This is a genomic window from Paucibacter sp. B51 (assembly GCF_027863535.1).
Lineage (GTDB): Bacteria > Pseudomonadota > Gammaproteobacteria > Burkholderiales > Burkholderiaceae_C > Paucibacter_A > Paucibacter_A aquatilis.
In genome coordinates, this window is record NZ_JAPIVN010000002.1 from 401,586 (window position 1) to 424,402 (window position 22,817).

A 22,817-nucleotide genomic window follows, 5' to 3' on the forward strand; every position below is an offset into this window, starting at 1 on the left:
GGGAGCCCGCACGGGCAAGCTCCTGGTGACGGCTGTCGCTGCCGGCGTGCATCGTGAAATTCGCGCCGCGAGACTGGGCCTTCTGTGTGAGACGGGTCTTCTTGTGTTGTTTCTGAATGCGCCCGGTCCATATGGGGCGTGCTGCCGCACTTGCAAGCGCGGCCCTACGCAAAATCCACGGTGCTCCAGGCGCAAAAGCCCGTCAGTTTAGCATTCGCCATTTGACAAACCTGGGGCTTCGCCCCCCGGGCAAGCCCCGGCTTGCGGGGCCGTCAGCAGGCAGCGCGCCTTACACTGCCGCCATGCGCGCACCGTTTCGAATCCGCCCCCCCGGCAGCCCCAGCCCATGCGCGGTGCCCGACCCGCTGCCGATCTCGCAGGCCCTGGCCGGCCATGACGCCCTGGCCCGCCTCGGGCGTTTGCTGCATGAATCGAAGCGCCGCATGGCCGTGGTCGCCCCCGCCCTGCCCGGCGCGCTGAGCCGCTTCATCAAACCCGGCCCGGTGGACGAAGAAGGCTGGAGCCTGATCGCTGCCAACGCCGCCGTGGCCGCCAAGCTGCGCCAGCTGCAGCCACGGCTGGAAGAATTGCTGGCCGAGCAAGGCATTCAGCCGCACAAGGTGCGCATCAAGGTCGAGCAGCAGGGCTGAGGCCCGAGACGCCGCTTCGGCGCCGAGCCGGTTCCAACCAGCCACGGACGGCAGGGACGAAAAAAAACGAGCCTTCTCTCGAAGACTCGTTTTTTCGTTTGTGCGTCTGGTGCCGGCTATCGGATTCGAACTGATGACCTACCGCTTACAAGGCGGTTGCTCTACCAACTGAGCTAAGCCGGCACTAGCCCTTCAGTATAGCCGGAGTTTTGACGCCCCAAGCCCGAAGGATTCAAGAACGTGAAGTCAGACCCGATCGGTCTTGTCCTTCACTTGATCCGCTTGAGTGCGGGACGACCGGCACCCGGCCCCGGGCCGTCAGGCTCCGAGCCATCGCCCGGTGCCGCATCGGCGGCCGGAGCAGGCGAGGCCGGCACCGTAGTCAGCGCCGGGGCTGCAGCGGCAGGTTCAGGCGCCGCAGCAGGCGATTCAAGCGGCGATTCGGTCGCAGGTGACTCGTCTGCCGCCTCGGGAGCAGGCGATGGCACAGAAGCCAGGCGCAAGCCACGCGCGGGCTTCGGCGCCTCCGCGACCGACGGAGACGCAGCCACAGCACCGGCAGCGGGCGCCGTGGTGTCGGCAAGCTCAGGCGCAGGAAAGGCCATGCCCTGTCCGTTCTCACGGGCGTAGATGGCCACCACATGATCGACCGGAACCATGATCTCGCGTGCGGTGCCGCCGAAGCGGGCCTTGAACTGGATGAACTCGTTGCCGAGGTCCAGGCCGCTGGTGGCGTCAAAGCCGACGTTGAGCACGATCTCGTTGTTGCTGACGTACTCCATCGGCACCTGCACGAGGCGGTCGACGTGGACCGCGATGTAGGGCGTGAAGCCGTTGTCAGTGCACCAGTCGTGCAGGGCGCGAATCAGGTAGGGACGGGTCGAGCTGCTGCCCGGCCCGCCCTTGTCGGGGCTTTGATCCATTTCGAACTCTTGTGCTCGCTACGCTGAGGTCGGCGCTTACTTGCGCATCACCTTTTCAGAAGGCGTCAGCGCTTCGATGTAGGCCGGGCGCGAGAAGATGCGCTCGGCGTACTTCAGCAGCGGCAGGGCATTCTTCGACATGTCGATGCCGTAGTAGTCCAGGCGCCACAGCAGCGGAGCGATGGCCACGTCGAGCATCGAGAAATCGTCGCCCAGCATGTATTTGTTCTTCAGGAAGATCGGGGCGAGCTGAGTCAGGCGGTCGCGGATTTGCGCGCGGGCCTTTTCCAGCTGCTTGTCGGTCGCCTTGACGGCCTGGCCGCGGCCTTCCAGCACGTTCACATGGGCGAACAGTTCCTTCTCGAAATTCAGCAGGAACAGGCGCACGCGGGCGCGGGCAACCGGGTCACCGGGCATCAGCTGCGGGTGCGGGAAGCGCTCGTCGATGTACTCGTTGATGATGTGCGATTCGTACAGGATCAGGTCACGTTCGACCAGGATGGGCACTTCGTTGTACGGGTTCATCAAGGCGATGTCTTCGGGCTTGGCGAACAAGTCCACATCACGGATCTCGAAGTCCATGCCCTTTTCGAACAGCACGAAGCGGCAGCGATGCGAGTAGGGGCAGGTGGTTCCAGAATAAAGCACCATCATGGCGGCAGGCTCCGAGAGGTCAGGTGAAAAGGCTGCGGGTCACATCGGGTCTTGCAGTGAGCCGCACAAAAGACAAACGCAGCGGGCGCTCCGGACGAGCCACCCACTGCGTGTTGGACCCGGCCGCCGCTCTCGCAGCCGCCAGGACCGGGACGGAAGACGTTACTTCACGTCTTTCCAGTACGAGGCATTCAGGCGCCATGCAAACACCGTGAACACCGACAGGAACAAGAGCACCAACACACCCAGGCGGAAGCGCTGGGCCTGGGCCGGCTCGCCCATCCATTGGAGATAGGCGACCAAATCGCCTACGGCGCTGTCGTACGCGCGAGCGTCCAGGGTACCGGGGGTCAGTTGCTCGAAGCCCTTGAAGACATGGACTGTCTTGCTGGCGTCATGCGGATCGGCTTCTTCAGCGAACTTGGCGCCGCGTTGGCCTTGCAGTTCCCACAGCACATGCGGCATGGCCACGCTGGGGAAGGCCAGGTTGTTCCAGCCCGTGGCCTTGGTGTCGTCGCGGTAGTAAGTGCGCAGATAGGTGTACAGATAATCTGCACCCGAACCCTTGGAGCCATCAGCACGCGAACGTGCGATCACGGTCAGATCCGGCGGCGTCGCGCCGAACCAGTCCTTGGCTTGCTTGGGATCCAGCGACACCTTCATGGTCTCGCCCACCTTGTCGCCCGCAAACAGCAGATTGCTCTTGATCTGCGCTTCGGTCAGGCCAAGGTCACGCAGACGGTTGTAGCGATTGAAGGCTGCAGCGTGGCAGTTCAGGCAGTAGTTGACGAACAGCTTGGCACCGTTTTGCAGCGCCGCCATGTCGGTCATCTTTTCCTTGGGGAACTTGTCCCACTCGATGCCGCCGCCGGCAGCATGGGCGCCGGAGACCAGCCCCATACCCAAAGACAGGGCGGTCAGCAGCGTAGCGATGAGTTTCTTCATTCTTTGGACTCCGGTGCTTGTTCAGTGGGCGTGGAAGGTCACACGGTCAGGCACAGCCTTGGGCGTGCCCAGCTTGCTCCACCAGGGCATCAGCAGGAAGAAGCCAAAGTAGAAGAGCGTGCCCACTTGCGAAACCAGCGTGCCGAGGTCGGTCGGCGGCTGGATACCCAAATAGCCCAGCACCAGGAAGAACACCACGAACACGGCATAGACATACTTGTGCCAGTCAGGGCGATAACGGATCGACTTGACGGGGCTGTGGTCCAGCCAAGGCAGGAAGAACAGAATCACCACGGCACCGCCCATCACCACCACGCCCCAGAACTTGGCGTCGAAGACTTTGAGCAGGAAGCAGGCCACCACCGCCAGCACCAGCACCGCCATCTTGGCCTTGCCGCTGAAGCTGCCCTTGATGACCGCCAGCAATGCGCCCAGCCCGATGATGCCCACCAGCACATTGACCATGGTGTCGGTCGTGGCGCGCAGCATGGAGTAGAAAGGCGTGAAGTACCAGACCGGGGCGATGTGCGCCGGCGTCTTCAGCGGGTCAGCCGGGATGAAGTTGTTGTACTCCAGGAAGTAACCACCCAACTCCGGCGCGAAGAACACAACGCTGGTGAACGCGATCAGGAACAGGCTCAGGCCGAAGATGTCATGCACCGTGTAGTACGGGTGGAAAGGCACGCCGTCCAGGGGATGACCTTGGGCATCCTTGGGCGCCTTCGGACCTTTGATTTCAACACCGTCGGGGTTGTTGGAACCCACCTCGTGCAGCGCAATGATGTGCGCCACCACCAGACCCAGCAGCACCAGCGGCACGGCAATGACGTGGAAGCTGAAGAAGCGGTTCAGGGTCGCGTCGCCCACCACGAAGTCACCGCGGATCAACAGGGCCAGATCCGGACCGACGAAGGGCACGGCCGCGAACAGGTTCACGATCACCTGGGCGCCCCAGTAGGACATCTGACCCCAGGGCAGCAGGTAACCCATGAAGGCTTCAGCCATCAGGCACAGGAAGATGCCGCAACCGAAGATCCAGACCAACTCGCGCGGCTTGCGGTAAGAACCGTACATCAGGCCACGGAACATGTGCAGGTACACCACCACAAAGAACGCCGAAGCGCCGGTGGAGTGCATGTAGCGGATCAGCCAACCCCAGGGCACATCGCGCATGATGTACTCGACCGAGGCGAACGCCAGATTGGCGTCGGGCTTGTAGTGCATCACCAGGAAGATGCCGGTGACGATCTGGATCACCAGCACCACCAGGGCCAGCGACCCGAAGATGTACCACCAGTTGAAGTTTTTCGGAGCGTAGTACTCCGAGAGATGCTCTTTGTAGAGCTTGCTAGCCGGGAAGCGGTTGTCCACCCACGTCAGCAGTTTTTCGCCAGCGCCAGCGCCGGCGGGAGCTTCTTTGAATTCAGCAGCCATGTTGACCTCTGTCCTTTAGCCTTGTGCGACTTGATGCCGGAGCATCAAGCCTTCTTGTCTTCGCCAATCAGGATCTTGGCGTCGGACAGGTACATGTGAGGGGGCACCTCAAGGTTGTCGGGCGCCGGCTTGTTCTTGAACACACGGCCAGCCAGGTCGAAGGTCGAGCCATGGCAGGGGCACAGGAAGCCGCCGTGCCAATCATCCGGCAGCGAGGGCTGAGGACCGGCCTGGAACTTGTCGCTGGGCGAGCAGCCCAGGTGCGAGCAGATGCCCACGCCGACGAAGAACTCGGGTTTGATCGAGCGATGGGTATTCTTGGCGTACTCGGGCGTCGGGTAGGCCTTGCGGTCCGAGTTCGGATCGGCCAGTTGGCCGTCAATACCCTTCAGGGCTTCCAACTGCTCGGGCGTACGACGGACGATCCACACGGGCTTGCCGCGCCATTCGACGGTCATCTTCTCACCCGGCTTGAGGCCGCTGATATCGGCTTCCACGGCGGCACCGGCGGCCTTGGCACGCTCGGACGGTGTGAAAGTACTGACGAAAGGTACGGCGGTGGCTACGCCGCCAACGGCACCGGCGCAACTTGTGGCGATGAGCCAGGTGCGCTTGCCGTGGTCCACTTGCTGGTCACTCATGAGGATCCTCAAACGAGACTTCTGATCGGGGGCAACCCGGGATTCTAACGGACGCTATCAGCTCTCAGTATCGGCAACCGCATCCGAAACTGTTTTCCGCGCCACAGTATCAGCGTTTTACCGCTGTGCGGGGCCATCGCCGTCGACAATCATGGCCGTTGCGCGCCCCATGGGCGCTCGCATGGTTTTTTATCCATCAACAAGGAAAGCGCGGCCTCTGGCCGCCCACGGAGAGATCGATGAGTTTTTTCTCGGAATTCAGGGAGTTTGCGGTCAAGGGCAATGTCGTTGACCTGGCGGTCGGCGTCATCATCGGCGGCGCCTTCGGCAAGATCGTCGATTCGGTGGTCAAGGATCTGATCATGCCCATCGTCGGCAAGGTGGTCGGCGGCCTGGACTTCTCCAATTATTTTGTGGTGCTGGGCAGCATCCCGGCCGATTTCAAGGGCGCGCAGACCTACGAAGCCCTGACCAAGGCCGGCGTGCCTCTGTTCGCCTACGGCAGCTTCCTGACCGTGCTGCTGAACTTCGTCATCCTGGCCTTCATCATTTTCCTGATGATCAAGCAGATCAACCGCCTCAAGCGCGCCGACACCCCGGCGCCCGCCCCGGCCGAGGCTCCGGTGACGCCGGAAGACATCGTGCTGCTGCGCGAGATCCGCGACTCGCTGAAGCGCTGATCACCCGCCTGTGGCGCCGCTGAAACCGGCGCCACCCCGCCCCGTAACGCCCGGACCGCCTGTAAGCAAAAGTTTCGCAGGCACCGGGCGTTAGCTATTTGGCAAGCTCAGGCGCCGAGGCCCGCACATCTGGCTGGAGATGGCCTTGTATTGACGCGATACTGACCCCAGATTTGTGGCACGCTCACGACAGCTCCACCCCCACCCTCTTCATGAATTCGCCCGACCTCGGACTCAACCCCCATCTGGAGGCTGCCCTCCAGCGCATTCGCACAGCCGCCGAGCAGGCCTCGGAGCGCTGCGCCGAGGGCATGGGTCTGGCGGCGCTCTCGGCCGGCCAAGCCAAGCGGCGTGATCTGCTGCTGGCCACCCAATTGGTGTTTCGCCGCCAGCAGGGCCTGTTCAGCCAACGCTTCACTCAGGAGCTGCGCCAGCAGCTGAGCCAGGAACAGGCCCCCAAGGCCGAAGCCACCACCGCCGCCAAGAAGGACTGGACCGAGCTGTCCCTGATGGACGATGACGCGGTCGACGCCCTGGTGGTCAGCGACCGCATCGGCCTGGCCATCGGCCACCAGAGCGAGTGGGAGCTGCGCGAGGTCGAGTCCTATGTGGCCAGCCTGCGCAATGGCGATCGCAACCCCCTGCGGCCCGAGTTGGTCGCACGCGCCCTGCTGGCCGCCGTCCACGCCGTGACCGAGGATAGCGAAAGCCGACAGATCCTGGTCGATGAAATGACGCGGGCGATGACACAGGAGATGCGCGCCTGCTATGCCGACATCGCGGAACTGTTCCGCCACCGCGGCCTGCGCCCGCAAGACCTGCGCGTGCGCGGCAACGAATCCCCCAACGCCAGCACCCGCGCGCAGGGCCTGGCCGGTGGCGCCTCGGTGCACGGCGAGCTCGATTCCGGCCCGGGTGGGCAGGCGCAGTTCAGCCACAACGGCCCGCGCAGTGCTCGCAGCGAGTTTGGCAACAGTTACAGCGGCAGCAGTTATGGTGGCGCAGGCATGGCCGGCGGCCACAGCCGTTACGGCAGCGCCAACGCCGGCGGTATGGGCGTGGTCGACGGCCAGCTGATGGACCTGCTGCGCCGCCTCGCCCAGGCGCCGGCACCGGCCGGTGTTTCCGGCTTCGGCGGCATGAGCGGCATGAGCGGCGGCCTGCCGTCGGGCGCGGTCGGCGGCCATGCGGGCAGCGCAGCCCTGGGCCCCGCGGCACTCGGCGCCGCGCCGGGCGACTGGGCCGAAGACTTCGGCGGCTCCGCCTGGCAAGGCGTGCAGCCCCCCAATCTGATTCAGATCCACCGCGACGAGCTGCGTCAGGCGGCCACCGGGCGCCTGGATCACATGGTCATCGATGTGGTCAGCAGCCTGTTCGACCAGGTCTTGTCGGACCCCAAGGTGCCTCCGCAAATGGCGCGCCTGCTGGCCCGGCTGCAGCTGCCGGTGCTGCGCGCGGCCCTGGGCGACCCGAGCTTTTTCTCCTCGCGCCGGCATCCGGTGCGCCGCTTTGTCAATCGCATGGCCTCGCTGGCCTGCGCCTTCGATGACTTCAGCGAAGCGCCCGGCAGCGATTTCCTGGCCCATGTGCGCGATCTCGTGCAGGAGGTCGCCAGCGGCGACTTCGACCGCATGGAGGTCTACGAAAGCAAGCTCGATGCCCTGGAGCGTTTCATCCAGGAGCAGATCGCCGGCACACTGAAGAGCGCCAGCGAAGGCAGCGCCGTCGGCGATATGGCCGAGCTGCTGGACCGCAAGGAAATCGACCTGCGCCTGCAGCAGCGCTACACCCAGCAGCTGCAAACCGCGCTGGCCCCCGTGCCCATGCAGGATTTCCTGCGCGATTTCCTGGCCCAGGTCTGGAGTCAGGCCATCGTGCTGTCCTCGCGCGACCCCAAGGGCACGCCCGAGCGCACCCTGCGCTTCCGTCAGCTCGGCCGCGAGCTGGTGATGAGCGTGCAGCCCAAGGGCGGCACGGCCCAGCGGCAGGCCTTCCTGAGCCAGCTGCCCGCCCTGATGCGCACCCTCGGCGAAGGCCTGGACCTGATCGCCTGGCCCGAGCCCGCCCGCAAGGTCTTCTTCGGCGCCCTGCTGCCGGCCCATGCCGAATCCCTCAAGGGCGTGGCGCCCAGCGCGCTGGAAACCAATCTGCTGATCAAGCAGCTGGACGGCGTGTTCGGCTGCGCGCCGCCGGAAGAGCGCGACCTGCCCGCCGATGCGCCGGTCACCGTGCCGCAAGACCTGGACATGGGCAGCCGCCTGAGCCCGCAGGAAGCCCAGAGCCTGGGCCTGGTGAGTGAAAGCGGGGTCGACTGGGACGGCACGGTCGACATCGTGCTCGGCGACGATGAACCGCAAGCGCCGCTGCAGGCCGTGGACATCAGCATCGACGGCCTGCCCGCCGCCACCGAAGCGCCCGAGCCCAGCGAGGGCGAGCTGCTGATCGACCACCTGCAGCTCGGTTTCGCCTACCGCATGCACACCGGCGACAGCTGGCACAAGGTGCGCCTGGCCCATATCAGCGCCGGTCGCAGCTTCTTCATCTTCACCCAGGGTGCCAAGCACCAGGAAACGGTCACCATGACCGCGCGCATGCTCAAGCGCCTGTGCGAATCGGGCCGCCTGCGCGCCTTTGAGCACGCCTACCTGATGGAGCGCGCCATCTCGCGCGCCCGCAAGCAACTGGCCGCCATCGGCAGCAAGAGCTGAAAACCTCAGGCCGCCTGTTCAGGTCGCCACTGGCGGCTGCATCAAGCGCCGCGCCATGCGAATCGCCGCCGCCATGCTGGCCGGATCGGCCCGGCCGCTGCCGGCCAGATCAAAAGCCGTGCCGTGATCGGGGCTGGTGCGCACAAAGGGCAAACCCAGGGTCACATTGACGCCCTGCTCCACGCCCAGATACTTCACTGGAATCAGGCCATGGTCGTGCGTCATGGCCACCACCACATCGAACTCGCCCGGGTGGCCAGCCGCATGGCGGGCGCGCATGAAGACCGTGTCGGGCGCGTAAGGACCGCTGGCGTCCAGGCCCTCGGCCCGGGCCTGCTGGATGGCCGGCGCGATGTGCAGGATCTCCTCATCGCCAAACAGCCCACCCTCGCCCGCATGCGGATTCAAGCCCGCCACCGCGATGCGCGGCCGGGCGATGCCCATGCGCTGCAGCGCCTGGTGGGTGATGCGCAGCGTCTCCAGCACCCGCGCGGCGCTGATCTGCTCGATGGCCTGGCGCAGCGAGCAATGGATGGTGACCAGCACCGTGCGCAGCTCCTCATTGGCCAGCATCATGCGCACCGGCGGCAAGGCCGCGCCGGCCGGCACCGAGCGCGCCTGCAGCAGCTCGGTATGCCCCGGGAAATCCACGCCGGCCGCATGCAAGGCCTCTTTGTGGATGGGCGCTGTCACCAGGCACTGAGCCTGCCCAGCCAGGAGGGCGGCCACCGAAGCCTCGATGCACAGGGCCGCCGCCACACCAGCGCGCGCCGAGATCTGGCCCAGCGCCTCATCGACCAAACCCACCGCCAGGCCCGGGGGTTGCCACACCGGCAGGGCATGGGGCGGGCGCTGGGCAAAGTCCTGCAAACATTCCAGCTGCAGCACCGGCGCCTGCAGACCCATGAAGCCCAGGGCCCGACGCAGCACGGCCACATCGCCGACCAGGCAGAGATCGCTGCGACCACTGAGATCCAGATCGGCCGCCCAGGCCGCCACCGCCACCTCGGGGCCGATGCCGCAGACATCGCCCATGCTCAGCAGCAAGGGCCGCGGGCTTGACGTGAGCGTGCTCATGCCGGATTGGGCAGATCGATGAACTGCTGGCTCAGGCCGAACTGCTGAGCCAGATGCTGACCCAGGGCCTGCACGCCGTAGCGCTCGGTGGCATGGTGGCCGGCGGCGATGAAGGCCACGCCGGTCTCGGCAGCCAGATGGGCTTGCGGCTCGGAAATCTCGCCGGTGACGAACACATCGGCGCCGGCCGCAATCGCCTGTTCAAAATAACCCTGAGCCCCGCCGGTGCACCAGGCAATGCGCTTCAGCGCGCGCCCATCACCGGGCGCCAGCACCGGCGCACGGCCCAGGCCTTGCTCGATCTGCTCGCCCAGGGCCTGCAAGCTCAAAGGCTGCGCAGCCGCACCGATGAAGCCCAGGTCCTGCTCGCCGAAGCGGCCGTCGGCCTGCCAGCCCAGCACGCGGCCGAGCTGGGCGTTGTTGCCGAGTTCGGCATGGGCGTCCAGCGGCAGGTGGTAGGCCAGCAGGCTGACATCGGCGGCCAGCAGACGCGCCAGGCGCTGCTTCATCCAACCGGTGACGCGGCCGTCCTGGCCGCGCCAGAACAGGCCGTGGTGGACCAGGATGGCATCAGCCCCGGCGGCAATCGCTGCCTCGATCAAGGCCAGGCTGGCCGTCACGCCGCAGACCAGATGACGCACCTCGGCCCGCCCCTCCACCTGCAAACCGTTCGGCCCATAATCCTTGAAACGGTCGACATTGAGCTCCATATGGAGATGTCGTTCCAGGCTGTGTCGTGAAGTCATCGGTGGGCCGCTCGGGTTCGAAAGAGGAGTTGTTGTAGTGCGCAGACTTTGGTTGATTTTCGCTCAGGCCACCACGGTGGTGCTGGCCCTGCTCTTCGTGGTCAGCACCCTGAAACCGCAATGGCTGCAAGGCCGCGGCCTCGCGGGCAGCGCCGGTGGCCCGGCCGCCAGCCTGCCCCTGTTCAAGATCGCCGAACCCAGCCCGGCCGCGCCGGCAGCCAGCGGCGCCTCCGCCCCGGCACGCAGCGGCTATGCCCTGGCCGCACGCCGCGCCGCGCCGGCCGTGGTCAGCATCACCGCCAGCAAGGCGCCCAGCCGCACGGCCGACAGCAACGACCCCTGGTTCCGCTTCCATTTCGGCCCACGCGGCCGGGGTCAGCCGTCTGAGCGGCCTCAGACCGGCCTGGGCTCGGGCGTGATCGTCTCGGCCGACGGCTATCTGCTCACCAACAACCATGTGATCGAAGGCGCCTCGGACATCGAGGTCATGCTCAGCGACGGCCGCCAGGCCCGCGCCACCCTGGTCGGCAGCGACCCGGAGACCGATGTCGCCGTGCTCAAGATCGCACTCGAGCGCCTGCCCGTGATCCAGCTCGGCCATGCCGAGAGCCTGGAGGTGGGCGATGTGGTGCTGGCCATCGGCAACCCCTTCAATGTCGGCCAGACGGTCACTTCGGGCATCGTCAGCGCCCTGGGTCGCAACCAGCTGGGCATCAACACCTTCGAGAACTTCATCCAGACCGATGCCGCCATCAACCCCGGCAACTCGGGCGGCGCCCTGGTCGACGCCGAAGGGAACCTGGTCGGCATCAACACCGCCATCTTCTCGCGCAGCGGCGGCAGCCTGGGCATCGGCTTCGCCATTCCGGTCAGCACCGCGCGCCAGGTGATGGAGTCGCTGATCCGCGACGGCCAGGTCGCCCGTGGCTGGATCGGCGTGCAGACCCGCGAGCTGACGCCCGAGTTCGCCGAGGCCTTCAAGGTCACCGTCAAGCAAGGCGTGCTGATCAGCGGCGTGGTGGCCGACGCCCCAGCCGCCAAGGCCGGCCTCAAGCCCGGCGATGTGCTGACCCGCGTCGGCGACACCCCGGTCGCCACCCCGGCCCAGCTGCTCGCCGCCGTCTCCGCCCTCAAGCCCAAAACCGGCACCCAGGTCACCGTGCAACGCGCCGGCCAAGAGCTGGACATCGCCATCACCGTGGCTCAGCGGCCCAAACCGCAGGTGGAGCGGGAGTGAGGACGCAAGAGTCCAGGGGACTGGCTGCTGCGACACTTGCGGCATGAGAATTCTTGGCATTGACCCCGGCTTGCAGACCACCGGTTTCGGCATCATCGATGCGGATGGCCCGCGGCTGAGCTATATCGCCAGCGGCACCATCAAGACCAGCGCCGTGGCGGCCGGTGATCTGCCGGCACGGCTGAAGATCATCTTTGACGGCGTGCGCGAGGTCTGCGCCCGTTACCAGCCGCAGTGCGCGGCGGTGGAGATCGTGTTCGTCAACGTCAACCCGCAGTCCACGCTCTTGCTGGGCCAGGCGCGCGGCGCGGCCATCACCGGCCTGGTGGCGGGCGATCTGCCGGTGGCCGAGTACACCGCCCTGCAGATGAAGAAAGCCATCGTCGGCAACGGTCACGCCAAAAAGGAACAGGTGCAGCACATGGTGCAGCGCCTGCTCAACCTGCCCGGCGAGCCGGGCAAAGACGCAGCCGACGCCCTAGGCTTGGCCATCATGCATGCCCACGCCAGCGTCAGCTTCGCGGCCATGAGCCGCAGCACGACCCTGCAGCGGCGCCAGCACGCCCAGTTCAAGGGGAGCAGGACGTATTGATTGGAGCCTTGGGTGAACGAGTGAACAGGTGAATGGGTGAAGTAGCGGGCGCCCAGCTGTTCACCTGTTCACCTGTTCACCTGTTCACCTGTTCACCTGTTCACCCATTCACCCGTTCACCTAACATCACCTCTCCGCCCCCACCGAGAGCCACCAACCATGTTCGGCATCGCAGATTACGGCGCTTTTGTCGCCGCCATCCTGGTGTTTCTGTTGGTCCCCGGTCCGGGCAATCTGGCCCTGATCACCTCGACCAGCAAGGGCGGCTTGCGCGGCGGCATTGCCGCGTCCGCCGGCATCGTCGCCGGGGACCAGGTGCTGCTGTGGTTGGCGGTGGCCGGTGTGGCGGCCTTGCTGGCGGCCTACCCGACGGCCTTTGCCGCGGTGCAATGGCTGGGCGCCGGCTATCTGACCTGGCTGGGCCTGAAGATGCTGCGCGCCAAGCCGGGCGCGGCACCGATTCTGAACATCCGGCCGCGCCAGTATTTCCAGCAGGCGTTTTTCATCACCCTGCTCAATCCCAAGGCCATCGTCTTCTACATGGCCTTCTTCCCGCTGTTCGTGGACCCGACGCAAAAGCCGGGCCTGCATACCTTCGCGGCCATGGCCGCCACCATCGCCGTGCTCGGCTTCAGCTACGGCGTGGTGGCCAGCCTGCTGACCCAGCACCTGGCGGCACGCATGCGCGCCAACCCCAGCATCGCCCGCTGGCTGGAGAAGCTGGCGGGGCTGATGCTGCTGGGCTTCGGGCTGCGATTGGCACTCAGCCGCTGAAACCCACGCGGCGGCGGCGGCTCAGGCCCGCCACCACGGCCAGACCGGCCAAGCCCAGGGCCCAACTGGCAGGCTCGGGCACGGCGCTGACGGTCAAGTCACCCAGGCTGTCCTGACCGTTGGCGCTGTAGGTGAAGCCGCTGCTGCCGAAAAAGGACTGCAGCTGCAGCGTGGCGCCCGGCGTGGCGAAGCCTGTGAAGCCGGCATTCGGGCCCAGCAGTTGGCCGCCTTCGAACTGAGCGTAGGGGTCGATGGCCTGAGCCAGTTGGAAGGTCTGGCCCAGGAAGCTGAGGCTCAGGCTGCTCAGGGCCACGGTGCCGTCCGGGCCTGCCAGGGCGGCGGCCGCATCGTCAAAGCTGAACTGGCCGCTGAGCTGCTGGCCCAGCTGCGGGCCGAAGCTGACCGTGCCACTGAAGTTGAAGGTGGCGGCTTGGGCGGCCAGGGCGCCGGTGAGCAGGGCCAGGGCGGCGCCGCCGCGGGTCAGGGTGGGCGAAAAAAACTTCATGGTCTGGAATTCCCAGTAAAAGTGAACCGATGCGCGAGGGCGGCAAGCCCTCGCACCTTGGCATCAATAACGGTAGTTGACGGGGCTCAGCTGATCACAGCGCAGGCCTTTGAGCTGCACCAGCGGGCGGCTCTTCTGGAAGCCCGAGCTGCCCTTGGCATCGATGCCGACCACGGCGTTGGCGCCGCTGTTGGTGCAGACGATATGGCCTTGGGCGAAGGGGTCGGCGAGGTTCAGGCCCAGGCTTTGCAGCAGGGCGCGCACATCGAGCAGGTCGTCGGCGGGGTTGAAATCGGTGATCACATCGCCCGCGTCGGACATGCTGGTGTAGACGAACTGATCGCGCCCGGCAGCGCCGGTCAGGGTGTCGGCACCGGGGCCGCCCTCGATGAGGTCGTCACCGGCCGTGCCCACCAGGGTGTCGCGGCCGGCCGTGCCCTTGATGCTCTTGTACAGGTTCAGGCCCAGCAACAGCGGGTCATGGTCGCTGGAGCGGAAGGGGTCGGCGCTGTAGTAGCCGGCCGGGTTGAACTCGGTGTTGTAGTCGATGACGGTGGGCTCGTCGGCATTGATGTGCCAGGAGTTGGCGCCAGTGATCTTGGGCACGATGGAGGCCGTGCCAAAACCATGGTCCAGCCGACCGGCAAAGCCATCGAAGACATAGGAGTAGTGCTCGGGGTCGATGCGGCCGATCAGGTCGACGATGCTGCCGCCTGCAGTCAGAGTCTCGATCGGATCCTCCTTCGCGTAGGCGTTGAAGTCACCGAGCAGGATCACATCCTGCGTGCCGGCCGCAGCCTGTACCTGGCTGACGAAGACCTTGAGACGCTGCGCCTGCTGCTGGCGGGTGGCGTTGTAGCAGCCTTGCAGATCGCCCTGGTCGGCGTCCGCGCCCGAGGCACCGCTGCAGCTCTTGGACTTCAGGTGGTTGACCAGCACCGCAAAACGCTCGCCATTGGCGGCGCGGAAGCCTTGCGCCAGGGTCGGGCGATTGTTGATGGGGTCAGTGTCAGATAAGGGCGCACCCACCGGGCTCAGCTTGGCCGGCTTGTAAATCATGGCCACGCGGATGGCGTCGTCGCCGGTGTCCGAGGGCAAGGCCACCGAAGCATAGGTGCCGGCCCCCATCACCTCGTTCAGGCTGTTCACCAGATGTTGAACAGCCACCTGGCCGTTGTTCTGGATCTCCATCAGGCCCACCACATCGGCGTTCATGCGGCTCAGCGAGGCCACGATCTTGGCCTTCTGGCGGTTGAACTCATCGAGGTTGTTGGCGCCGCGGCAGTTGGCGGCCGAGCTGGTACCGCCGAGGCTGCAACCTTGGCCGGTCTGGCCCGACGCCGTCTGGCCATTGACGAAGGTGGTGAAGAAGTTCAGCACATTGGCGCTGGCGATGCGCACATTGCCGCCCACGGCCGGCGCAGTCTGCGGGCGCGGATTGCTGCGCTGGAACTGCGGCGTGCCCACCGGCTGCAGGCGGTACATCGAGGCACCGGTGACATTGCTGGTGGCGGGGCCGAAGTCGATCACGCCGGTCAGCGACTCGATCGTGTCACCGGCGCGCACCGTGTTGTCCTGGCCCATGAAGGGCACGGGGTTGGGGTTCTGCGCCAGGCTGTTGTCGTCCAGGATGATGGCGCGTGCCAGATTGGCCTGCGCCAGGGCGTTGGCATCCGGGCCGGGGCGCAGGATGTTGGTCGGGTTCAGCAGGCGGCCGCCGGCGGCCAGGGTCAGCTGGCCGTAGCGGCCCAGGAAGTAGTTCTGCTGCACGGTGATGGGGCCGCTCAGGGTGACCAGCATGCCCTCGTAGGCCTCCAATGCACCAGAGGCCAAGTGGCTCAAGTCGACGGCCGTCGGTTCGATCTGGTGGCCGCTGCTCAGCACCGTCAGGCCGCTGATGTTCTTCAGCTGGGTGATGGTGCCCTGGCCGGCAGTGAACTCGGTGACCACACCGCTGAGCTGCAGCTTCTGGCCCACGGCCACGGTGGGTGCGGTGCTGGTGAAGACGAAGATGCCATCCGAGGTGGCGGGGTTGCCGTCGCCCAGCGGGTCTTGCAGGTAGAAGCCGGTGGGGCTCAGGTAGGTGACCACGCCGCCGGTGCTGACGGTCTGGTTCAGCAGCGGGCTGCTGACGCCGCTGCCCTGGATGCTGTAGATGGGCGTGAGGCCGGCCACATTGACCTTGAAGCTGCAGACCGCCGTCTGCGCTTCGTTGTTGGCCCATTGCAGATTGAGGCTGTAGCTGCCGCCGCCGACCGAGGCGTCCACCTCAATCTCGGCCGTGGCCACGCCGCCATCGGCCTGGGCCGGGGTGAAGGCGCCCAGGGTGATGCCGGCGGGCCAGTTGCCGGAGATGGCGCGGGCGTTGACGATGCTGTCGGCGTCGCTGGCCGTCACGCTGAAGCGGCTGGTCTGGCCGGCCGTGACCGAGCTGTCGGGGCAGACCGGCACGATGGGCTGGTCACCCGGCACCGTGCCGCCGCAGACGTTCGCCGGCGTGGCCGAGTTGCGCAGCAGCGGGCTGCCGATGTCGAAATCCTGGCTGTTGTTGTTGTCGTCCTTGCAGCCGGCATTCTTGCGCTGGGCCGAGCTGGTGTTCGAGAGCACCGGCGTGGGCGCCGTCTCGAAGCCGTTGGCGCCGCCATACCCGACCAGGTCGATGTAGCTGGCCGCAGCTGGGTTGGCCCCGCTCAAGGCCGTGGTGCTGGCCACCAGGGCAATCTTGCCGGCGCTGGCGCTGAGGTTGAGCGTGCCGGTGCCGTCCTGTGTGGTGATGTCGGCACCGAGGCTGCCGCCCGAGCCTTGGCGGATCAGCAGGTAGCGCCCCGGCTGCAGCACCGTGTTGCTCAGATTGCTCAGGGCCGAGACGTTCCAGTTGCCGGTGCCGGTGGCGCTGCCGTACTGCAGCGAGTAGCCGGCCAGGTTGACCGGCTGGCTGCCGGCGTTGAAGAGCTCGATGTAGTCATGCTTGAAGCTGGGGCTGCCGGTGGTGGCACCACCACCGCCGTAGACCTGGCTGATGACCAGGCCATTGCTCGACGCCAGGGCCAGCGGGGCGGCGAACGCAGTGGCCAGGAGGCCGACGAGGGTGTTCAGTTTCATGAGGACTCCGACATGAACAGAAATGGAGGGACAGGAAGGTGGTGGGGGGGAGAAACCGCAGCTCCGCCCCCTGGCCGAGCTGCAAACAAACGTTTGCCAGAGCAGTTTTTGAGGATTTCAAGCTCGGCGCAATAGATGCTAGTGCGGATAGATGACAACTTGAGACACCCGAAACACGGGGGGCTGAGACCTGGACACGCTGCTGACAAGCCCAAGCAGGTACGCCTCCTAGAATCCCGCCCAGCCCTGCCAGCCGCGCCCGGCATGTCGACCCGCTGGAATGTGGGCCGCATCGACCGGCCGCAGCCCCGCCTTGCCCCAACCCGCAGCTTTCGACCCCATGACCCTGACCCAGATGCTCGCCGGCTTTGTGCGCCGGCATTGGCCGGCCTATGCCGGCTCGGCCCTGATGCTGGCGGGCATTGCCCTGCTGATCGTCTGGATCCCGCGCCAGGTGGGCCAGGTGGTGGACGGCCTGGTGGCCGGCCGATTGCAAGGCGCGGCCCTGCTGCGCGAGCTGGGTTTGCTGGTCGGGGCCGGTGTGTCCATTTACCTGCTGCGCGTGGGCTGGCGACTGGCCTTGTTCGCCGCTGCCTACCGCCTGGGCCAGCAGCTGCGCACCCGGCTCTATGCCCGGCTGAGCCTGCAAGGCCCGGCCTACTTCCAAGCCAAGCGCACCGGCGACCTGATGGCCCTGGCCACCAACGACATCGACGCCGTCGAGATGGCGGCCGGTGAAGCCCTGCTCGCTGCCTTTGACGGCAGCCTGACCTTGCTGCTGGTGCTCTTGATGATGACGGTGGGGGTGGACTGGCGCCTGGGTCTGGCAACGCTCATTCCCTTCCCCTTCATGGCCTTCGCCTTCTGGCGCATCTCCAACCATGTGCACCAGGCCTGGCAGAGCTCGCTGGCCCAGTTCTCGGGCCTGAACCAGCATGTGCAAGAAGGCCTGAGCGGCGTGCGCACCCTGCGCGCCCTGGGCCTGCTGCCGCGCAACACCCGCCAGTTCAGCGAGCTGGCCGCTGGAGCCGGCGAGGCCAGCTTCCAGGCCCAGCGCTGGGAGGCGGCATTCGAGCCCGCCGTGGGCATGACCCTGAGCGCGGCCATGGCCATCGCCCTGGGCCTGGGCGGCTGGCTGGTGGCGCGCCAGGAGCTGAGCATCGGCCAGCTGACCTCCTTCACCATGTACCTGGGCCAGCTGATCTGGCCCATGTTCGCCGCCGGCTGGGTGCTGTCCTTGCTGGAGCGCGGCCGCGCCGCCTGGGACCGCCTGGGCCCGGTGCTGGAAGCGCCGTTGAGCCTGCAGGACGAAGGCCAGGCCGAGCTGCCGCCGGCCGCCACCCTGCGCTTCGAGGGCGTCAGCTTCAGCTACCCCGAGGCCCAGAAAGCCGCGCTGCAAGACATCGCGCTGGAGCTGCCGCCCGGCCAGACCCTGGGCCTGGTGGGCCCGACCGGATCGGGCAAATCCACCCTGCTGCGCCTGCTGCTGCGCCAGTTCGAGCCCAGCCAAGGCCAAATCACCTTCGGGGGCCAGGTCTTGCCTGCGCTGCGCCTGGCCGCGCTGCGGCGCGCCCTGGCCTGGGTGCCGCAAGAACCGTTTCTGTTCTCGGCCCGCATTGCCGAGAACATCGCCCTGGCCCGGCCCGAGGCCAGCCCCGCCGAGATCGAAGAAGCCGCCCGCCTGGCCGCCGTGCACGAGGACATCCAGCGCCTGCCGCAGGGCTATGCCACGGAAATCGGCGAGCGCGGCGTGACGCTCTCGGGCGGCCAACGCCAGCGGGTGGCGATCGCCCGGGCGCTGCTCCATCTCGGTGTTCCAAGCGCCGGGCCAGCACATTCAGGCGGCATGGGGATGCTGCTCCTCGATGACGCGCTCTCGGCCGTGGACAGCGGCACCGAAACACAGATCCTCGACCACCTGCGCACCCAGCGCCGCCAGCGCCCCGAGCACAGCGCCATCATCGTCAGCCACCGCCTGAGCGCGGTCATGGAGGCCGATCAGATCCTGGTGCTGCGCGGCGGCCGCATCACCGAGCGAGGCAGCCACGCCGAGCTGCTCGCCCTGGGTGGCTGGTATGCCACCCAGTGGCGCTATCAACAACTGGAGGCCAGCCTTGACGCACTCTGACACCGCCGCGGCAGGCAGCGACAGCAAGAACGAAAACAACAACGGCAGTACCGCCGAGGCCAGCAAGCCCGAGTCCCCTTGGGCCGCCGTCGGCTTGCTGATGGAAGCCGCCCAACCCGAGCGGCCCCAACTCTGGCGCGGCCTGGCCTGGCTGATCACGGCCGCCGGCCTGGAGGCGCTGGGGCCCATCCTCGGCAAGCATTACATCGACGCCTATCTGCTACCCGGCCGCTTCGACGGGATGGACGTACAGGCCATGGCCAGCCTGCTGGCCGCCCTGCTGCTGACCGGCTGGGCGGCCAGCTGGATCCGCTTCGCCCAGCTCAGCCGCATGGCCGGTGTGGCGCGGCGCTCGGTGCAGCGCCTGCGCGAGCGGGTGTACAACCATGTGCTGGCCCTGCCCATGGCCTTCTTCGACCGCGCCATCACCGGCCAATTGGTCAGCCGCGTCACCAACGACAGCGAGGCGGTCAACACCCTGTACCGCCAGGTCTTGTACGTGATGCTCGACTCCAGCATCGTCGTGCTGGGCTCGCTGATCGCCATGGCGTGGTTGGATTGGCGGCTGATGCTGATCGTGGCCATGCTGGTGCCGGCCATGCTGATCATCATCAGCATCTACCGCCGCCTCAGCGCGCCGGCCGTGGCGCGTGCGCGCGAGCTGCGTAGCGACATCAACGCCCAGATGGCCGAGAGCATGGCCGGCATGGCCATGCTGCAGTCGGCCGGCGCCGCGCCGCGCTTCAGCGCCCGCTTCGAGGCCACCAATTCCCAGCACCGGAGCGCGCGCGTGCGCGAGCTCAGCGCCAATGCCTGGCTGCTGCGCCCGGCCCTCGATTTGCTCAATGTGCTGCTGCTGGTGACCGTCATCTACGGCTTCGGCCAGCGCGATCTGAGCGGCTTGGAAGTGGGCTTGCTCTACGCTTTCCTGAGCTATATCGCCCGGGTGGTCGAGCCGCTGAGTCAGATCACCTTGCAGTTCAGCCAGCTGCAGCAATCGATGATTGCCGCCGCGCGCGTGCGCAGCCTCTTGCAGGAAACCGCGCCGGTCAGCAGCGCACAGACGGACGGCCGGCGCATCGAAGCCGGCGAGATCCGCATCGAACACCTCGCGTTCAGCTACCAGCCCGGCCGCCCGGTGCTTGAGCGCCTGAACCTGCACTTCGAGCCCGGCAGCTTTGTCGGCATCGTCGGCCACACGGGCAGCGGCAAGTCCACCCTGCTATCCCTGCTGCTGCGCTTTTACGCACCCCAGCAAGGCCGCATCACGATCGACGGCCAGCCTCTGGACAGCGTGCCCGACGAGGCTTTCCGCAGCGCTGTGGGCCTGGTGCCGCAAGAGCCCTATCTGATGGCCGCCAGCGCACGCGAGAACATCACCATGGGCCGCCCCGACATCAGCGAAGCCCAGATGCGCGAGGCCGCCCGCGCCGCACGCATCGACGACTTCCTGTCCGCCCTGCCCCAGGGGTATGACACCTTGCTCGGTGAAGGCGGCACGCGCGTCTCCACCGGCCAAAAGCAGCTGATCGCCATGGCCCGAGCCCTGGCCGGCGCCCCCAAGATTTTGTTCCTCGACGAAGCCACCTCCAATATCGACAGCGCCACCGAACAAATCGTCGGCGAGGCCCTGACGGCGCTGCGCGGCCGCGTCACCGTCGTGGCGATTGCCCACCGCCTCTCCACCATTCGCGACGCCGACCAGATCGTCGTGCTCAACCACGGCCACCTGGTCGAACGCGGCAGCCATGGCGAGCTGATGGCGATCGAGGGCGGGCTGTATCAGAGGCTGGTGCAGTTGCAGGATCTGAGTGAGTGAGTGAGTGAGGTAGCGCGTAAGTGAACGGGTGAACGGGTGAACGGGTGAATGCGCGGACGAGTGATTGGCCCTGGAATAACGCTACGATCTGATGGCAACATCGCGACTGACAACTCTCCTGCAAACGCTGCGCGAACCGCCCAGGCTGTTTGTAACAAGCGCGGCTTTTGTCGTGAAGATTAATGCTGGATGAAATGCAGACAATTCGCAGGAAAATTCAATCCCGACAGACACTTGCCTGGCCGTGCGCGCATCCGGTTATTGCGACACCAGCCGTGATATGCGGCGTCTGCCAGCGATATAAAACAAGTTAGAGCGCATCAAATGCTGAGCATCGCCATCGCCTTTGCTGTGGCGCCATTCATTGGTGTCCTTCTCGCCGCACTGCTCATTACGCCAATGTTTGGTGAGCTTCCAGCTTGGGGTCTGTATTTCGGTTTCGGCCTATTCTTTGCTTACCCATGCGCACTTGTGGTAGGGCTTCCGCTCTACTTACTTGCAAAGCGCTTGCTTGGTTCGCTCAAGGTCTGGCATTGCATTCTGGGTGGCATCGTCTCAACATTGCCTGGCCTCTACTTTGTTCTCGCACCAGAAAACACTCTCTACTTTCAGCGCACTTGGCTTATGAGCACCGCACTTGCCTTGGTAACGGGCGCAATTTCAGGAGCTGCGTTGTGGGTTGTCATGCGCGCAATGCGCTCTAACCCGTCATTGCAGGCGACGGCTTCCGGCCGCGCCTGAATTCCAACGTTATGCAGCAAGCTAATAAACGCTTGAAGGGCGGTTTTCGGTCTCGCGACCGCAACGATTGCTCTGTACATTGCGCCGTGATTTCCTCGGGGTCGGCGGCTTCCCGCACATTGCCAGCCTCCGGCCGCCGTGATTTCGCCGGTCTTGGCCAGGCTGCTCGTACTCTCTTCTTGGTCCGCCGGCGGCCCGCAGAAGAACAACGCGCTTGCCGCCTCAGCCGAACGCCTCATGCGTACAGCTTCGGTATGCTGTCGGCCACCTCCACCGCAGTGCCTTCGACCTGGCTCTGCATAACCGGTCGCTCGAGCCGATCGCCTGCGGCTCCGGCTCAGCTTCAACGCTATGCAGCAGGCTAAGAATTCTTCGACGAGCCGTTCTGGGTTGCGCGTTCGCGGCAATTACGCGGCTCTACGGGCCGAGGTGTTCTCGCATTCGGGCTCAGCGCAAACAGCCCCCGCTTCCGGTCGTCGTGATCTTGCCGGGTCAAGCCAAACTGGCCGTCCGCTTTCCTTGGTTCGCCGCCTGCCGCATGGTGAGGAGGCAGCCTGGCGCCTCAGCCGCCTGCGGCGTGGGTACCGCTTCGGTATGCTCTCGGCTACTTCCTCCGCAGTGCCTCCGAAGGTGGCTCTGCATAGCCGGTCGTTGCAGCGGACCGCCTGCGGCGTCCGCTGACCTTTACGTTAGACATCTATGCCAAAACTCGAGAGAGCCCGAAAAGCATTTCTCCTCGTACTTCCATTCTTGATAGTGTTCTACGGGGTTCATTTCTTCATGATGGGCATCAAGGTTTATGACGCAAAAACGTCATATGGCTTTTTCATGTATTTACCTTTGATTGTTTTTGGCTTTCCTTGGTCCCTCGTTTCGGTTCCGATCGAGGAGTACCTGAAAGCGACATATCCAATTGGCGTTGTAAATCAAGTAAGTTCAATTGCTGCATTTCTGGGCTGTTGGTTGAATTCGTATCTTTTACTCGGGATAGTTGCGTTTGGGAAGCTGCTGATAACTGGCGTAGTAATTTCAATCCTGCTCGTCATGGCTTTCGCTAGTTCGTAACCCAATACTGCGCATAGTTGCCTCGCAGGTTCCGCAGTAACTTAGGTAGAAGATGTCTAACCGGTCGCTCAACCGGACCCGCAGCGGCATGCCGCCTGCGGGCCACATTTCATTCTGGCCCTTCGGCGTCATGCCGTCGCGGGCCGGTTAGCTCGAACGTTGGGCCTCAAAGGTAGCATCCGCGCGAATCGTCGAATGAAGAGTTTCCTCATCATGGCGGGCGCGCTCTTCCTCTTGTTTATCGTATTCATGGCAAGGGTGCGAAAGCGCCAGAAGGCTCATCGGGAAGTTTGCCAAGCCGCCTTCGACGCAGCGTACGCTAAGTCAGAGGACGTGCCCTCACTTCAAATGAGCTACGGCTATGGAGTGCCAATTTTCAAGGTCACTCATCTGTCG

General features: G+C 65.5%; 18 protein-coding genes and 1 tRNA gene. 9 read left to right on the forward strand and 10 right to left on the reverse strand.

Translation table 11 applies throughout. The features are described from left to right. The first annotated feature begins 302 nt into the window (after positions 1 to 302). Positions 303 to 650 carry a hypothetical protein gene (locus OOB33_RS22660; RefSeq protein ID WP_223696641.1) on the forward strand — a complete coding sequence of 116 codons (348 nt, stop codon included), beginning with the start codon at positions 303 to 305 and terminating at the stop codon, positions 648 to 650. A gap of 107 nt (positions 651 to 757) precedes the next feature. Here the strand turns inward: OOB33_RS22660 and OOB33_RS22665 are convergent. The 6 genes from OOB33_RS22665 to petA form a co-directional block, all read right to left on the reverse strand. Continuing rightward, a tRNA-Thr gene (locus tag OOB33_RS22665) sits at positions 758 to 833 on the reverse strand. An 86-nt stretch (positions 834 to 919) separates the two neighbouring features. Then, on the reverse strand, positions 920 to 1,573 hold the full coding sequence (locus OOB33_RS22670) for a ClpXP protease specificity-enhancing factor (RefSeq protein ID WP_271010320.1): 654 nt from the start codon (positions 1,571 to 1,573) through the stop codon (positions 920 to 922). Between the two features lie 36 nt (positions 1,574 to 1,609). Continuing rightward, entirely contained in the window at positions 1,610 to 2,227 is a 618-nt protein-coding gene (locus OOB33_RS22675) for a glutathione S-transferase N-terminal domain-containing protein (RefSeq protein WP_102766301.1), read from the reverse strand. A gap of 162 nt (positions 2,228 to 2,389) precedes the next feature. Further along, positions 2,390 to 3,172, reverse strand: a complete 783-nt coding sequence (locus OOB33_RS22680; RefSeq protein WP_102766300.1) for a cytochrome c1 — start codon at positions 3,170 to 3,172, stop codon at positions 2,390 to 2,392. A 21-nt stretch (positions 3,173 to 3,193) separates the two neighbouring features. Continuing rightward, positions 3,194 to 4,606: a cytochrome b gene (locus tag OOB33_RS22685; RefSeq protein WP_102766299.1), complete on the reverse strand. Its 1,413-nt coding sequence runs from the start codon at positions 4,604 to 4,606 to the stop codon at positions 3,194 to 3,196. 44 nt (positions 4,607 to 4,650) lie between these two features. Beyond that, the gene (gene petA, locus OOB33_RS22690) at positions 4,651 to 5,247 is read right to left on the reverse strand and encodes a ubiquinol-cytochrome c reductase iron-sulfur subunit (protein WP_102766298.1); all 597 of its coding nucleotides are present in this window, start codon (positions 5,245 to 5,247) and stop codon (positions 4,651 to 4,653) included. 239 nt (positions 5,248 to 5,486) lie between these two features. On the opposite strand from petA, the gene mscL reads away from it, so the two are divergent. Together mscL and OOB33_RS22700 are read left to right on the forward strand one after the other, a co-directional pair. Further along, positions 5,487 to 5,927, forward strand: coding sequence for a large conductance mechanosensitive channel protein MscL (gene mscL / locus OOB33_RS22695; RefSeq protein ID WP_102766297.1), 441 nt, complete (start codon positions 5,487 to 5,489; stop codon positions 5,925 to 5,927). A gap of 212 nt (positions 5,928 to 6,139) precedes the next feature. Continuing rightward, on the forward strand, positions 6,140 to 8,635 hold the full coding sequence (locus tag OOB33_RS22700; protein WP_271010321.1) for a DUF1631 family protein: 2,496 nt from the start codon (positions 6,140 to 6,142) through the stop codon (positions 8,633 to 8,635). A gap of 18 nt (positions 8,636 to 8,653) precedes the next feature. Here the strand turns inward: OOB33_RS22700 and pdxA are convergent, their stop codons facing one another. Beyond that, positions 8,654 to 9,712 carry a 4-hydroxythreonine-4-phosphate dehydrogenase PdxA gene (gene pdxA, locus OOB33_RS22705; protein ID WP_102766295.1) on the reverse strand — a complete coding sequence of 353 codons (1,059 nt, stop codon included), beginning with the start codon at positions 9,710 to 9,712 and terminating at the stop codon, positions 8,654 to 8,656. Then, on the reverse strand, positions 9,709 to 10,458 hold the full coding sequence (locus OOB33_RS22710) for a Nif3-like dinuclear metal center hexameric protein (protein ID WP_271010322.1): 750 nt from the start codon (positions 10,456 to 10,458) through the stop codon (positions 9,709 to 9,711). Before OOB33_RS22710 ends, pdxA begins: the two co-directional genes overlap by 4 nt. A gap of 37 nt (positions 10,459 to 10,495) precedes the next feature. On the opposite strand from OOB33_RS22710, the gene OOB33_RS22715 reads away from it, so the two are divergent. The 3 genes from OOB33_RS22715 (at position 10,496) to OOB33_RS22725 (ending at position 13,061) form a co-directional block, all read left to right on the forward strand. Beyond that, positions 10,496 to 11,695: a S1C family serine protease gene (locus OOB33_RS22715; protein WP_171826794.1), complete on the forward strand. Its 1,200-nt coding sequence runs from the start codon at positions 10,496 to 10,498 to the stop codon at positions 11,693 to 11,695. Between the two features lie 43 nt (positions 11,696 to 11,738). Beyond that, positions 11,739 to 12,287, forward strand: coding sequence for a crossover junction endodeoxyribonuclease RuvC (gene ruvC, locus OOB33_RS22720; RefSeq protein WP_102766266.1), 549 nt, complete (start codon positions 11,739 to 11,741; stop codon positions 12,285 to 12,287). Between the two features lie 159 nt (positions 12,288 to 12,446). Further along, entirely contained in the window at positions 12,447 to 13,061 is a 615-nt protein-coding gene (locus OOB33_RS22725) for a LysE family translocator (protein ID WP_271010323.1), read from the forward strand. Here the strand turns inward: OOB33_RS22725 and OOB33_RS22730 are convergent. Together OOB33_RS22730 and OOB33_RS22735 are read right to left on the reverse strand one after the other, a co-directional pair. Further along, on the reverse strand, positions 13,051 to 13,566 hold the full coding sequence (locus OOB33_RS22730) for a PEP-CTERM sorting domain-containing protein (RefSeq protein WP_271010324.1): 516 nt from the start codon (positions 13,564 to 13,566) through the stop codon (positions 13,051 to 13,053). The genes OOB33_RS22725 and OOB33_RS22730 overlap by 11 nt on opposite strands. 63 nt (positions 13,567 to 13,629) lie before the next feature. Further along, complete coding sequence (locus OOB33_RS22735; RefSeq protein ID WP_271010325.1) at positions 13,630 to 16,668, reverse strand: ExeM/NucH family extracellular endonuclease; 3,039 nt, start codon at positions 16,666 to 16,668, stop codon at positions 13,630 to 13,632. Between the two features lie 340 nt (positions 16,669 to 17,008). Here OOB33_RS22735 and OOB33_RS22740 point away from each other — a divergent pair, with 340 nt between their 5' ends. The 3 genes from OOB33_RS22740 to OOB33_RS22750 all read left to right on the forward strand — a co-directional run bounded on the left by OOB33_RS22740 (position 17,009) and on the right by OOB33_RS22750 (position 21,356). Then, positions 17,009 to 18,796 (forward strand): ABC transporter ATP-binding protein, encoded by a 1,788-nt coding sequence (locus tag OOB33_RS22740; RefSeq protein WP_271010525.1) that lies wholly within the window; start codon positions 17,009 to 17,011, stop codon positions 18,794 to 18,796. Positions 18,797 to 18,896: 100 nt separating this feature from the next. Next, positions 18,897 to 20,615 carry an ABC transporter ATP-binding protein gene (locus OOB33_RS22745; protein ID WP_271010526.1) on the forward strand — a complete coding sequence of 573 codons (1,719 nt, stop codon included), beginning with the start codon at positions 18,897 to 18,899 and terminating at the stop codon, positions 20,613 to 20,615. Positions 20,616 to 20,939: 324 nt separating this feature from the next. Further along, a complete protein-coding gene (locus OOB33_RS22750; protein ID WP_271010326.1) occupies positions 20,940 to 21,356 on the forward strand; it encodes a hypothetical protein in 417 nt (138 codons plus the stop codon). Positions 21,357 to 22,817 lie beyond the last annotated feature (1,461 nt).

Bases quoted from the DNA above. Each gene is read 5' to 3' on its own strand.
- OOB33_RS22725 (WP_271010323.1), top strand. From the start codon at position 12,447: ATGTTCGGCATCGCAGATTACGGCGCTTTTGTCGCCGCCATCCTGGTG.
- OOB33_RS22680 (WP_102766300.1), bottom strand. From the start codon at position 3,172: ATGAAGAAACTCATCGCTACGCTGCTGACCGCCCTGTCTTTGGGTATG.
- OOB33_RS22750 (WP_271010326.1), top strand. From the start codon at position 20,940: ATGCTGAGCATCGCCATCGCCTTTGCTGTGGCGCCATTCATTGGTGTC.
- petA (WP_102766298.1), bottom strand. From the start codon at position 5,247: ATGAGTGACCAGCAAGTGGACCACGGCAAGCGCACCTGGCTCATCGCC.
- OOB33_RS22710 (WP_271010322.1), bottom strand. From the start codon at position 10,458: ATGACTTCACGACACAGCCTGGAACGACATCTCCATATGGAGCTCAAT.
- pdxA (WP_102766295.1), bottom strand. From the start codon at position 9,712: ATGAGCACGCTCACGTCAAGCCCGCGGCCCTTGCTGCTGAGCATGGGC.
- OOB33_RS22740 (WP_271010525.1), top strand. From the start codon at position 17,009: ATGACCCTGACCCAGATGCTCGCCGGCTTTGTGCGCCGGCATTGGCCG.
- OOB33_RS22670 (WP_271010320.1), bottom strand. From the start codon at position 1,573: ATGGATCAAAGCCCCGACAAGGGCGGGCCGGGCAGCAGCTCGACCCGT.
- OOB33_RS22745 (WP_271010526.1), top strand. From the start codon at position 18,897: ATGGAAGCCGCCCAACCCGAGCGGCCCCAACTCTGGCGCGGCCTGGCC.
- OOB33_RS22735 (WP_271010325.1), bottom strand. From the start codon at position 16,668: ATGAAACTGAACACCCTCGTCGGCCTCCTGGCCACTGCGTTCGCCGCC.
- OOB33_RS22685 (WP_102766299.1), bottom strand. From the start codon at position 4,606: ATGGCTGCTGAATTCAAAGAAGCTCCCGCCGGCGCTGGCGCTGGCGAA.
- OOB33_RS22730 (WP_271010324.1), bottom strand. From the start codon at position 13,566: ATGAAGTTTTTTTCGCCCACCCTGACCCGCGGCGGCGCCGCCCTGGCC.
- mscL (WP_102766297.1), top strand. From the start codon at position 5,487: ATGAGTTTTTTCTCGGAATTCAGGGAGTTTGCGGTCAAGGGCAATGTC.
- OOB33_RS22675 (WP_102766301.1), bottom strand. From the start codon at position 2,227: ATGATGGTGCTTTATTCTGGAACCACCTGCCCCTACTCGCATCGCTGC.
- ruvC (WP_102766266.1), top strand. From the start codon at position 11,739: ATGAGAATTCTTGGCATTGACCCCGGCTTGCAGACCACCGGTTTCGGC.
- OOB33_RS22660 (WP_223696641.1), top strand. From the start codon at position 303: ATGCGCGCACCGTTTCGAATCCGCCCCCCCGGCAGCCCCAGCCCATGC.
- OOB33_RS22700 (WP_271010321.1), top strand. From the start codon at position 6,140: ATGAATTCGCCCGACCTCGGACTCAACCCCCATCTGGAGGCTGCCCTC.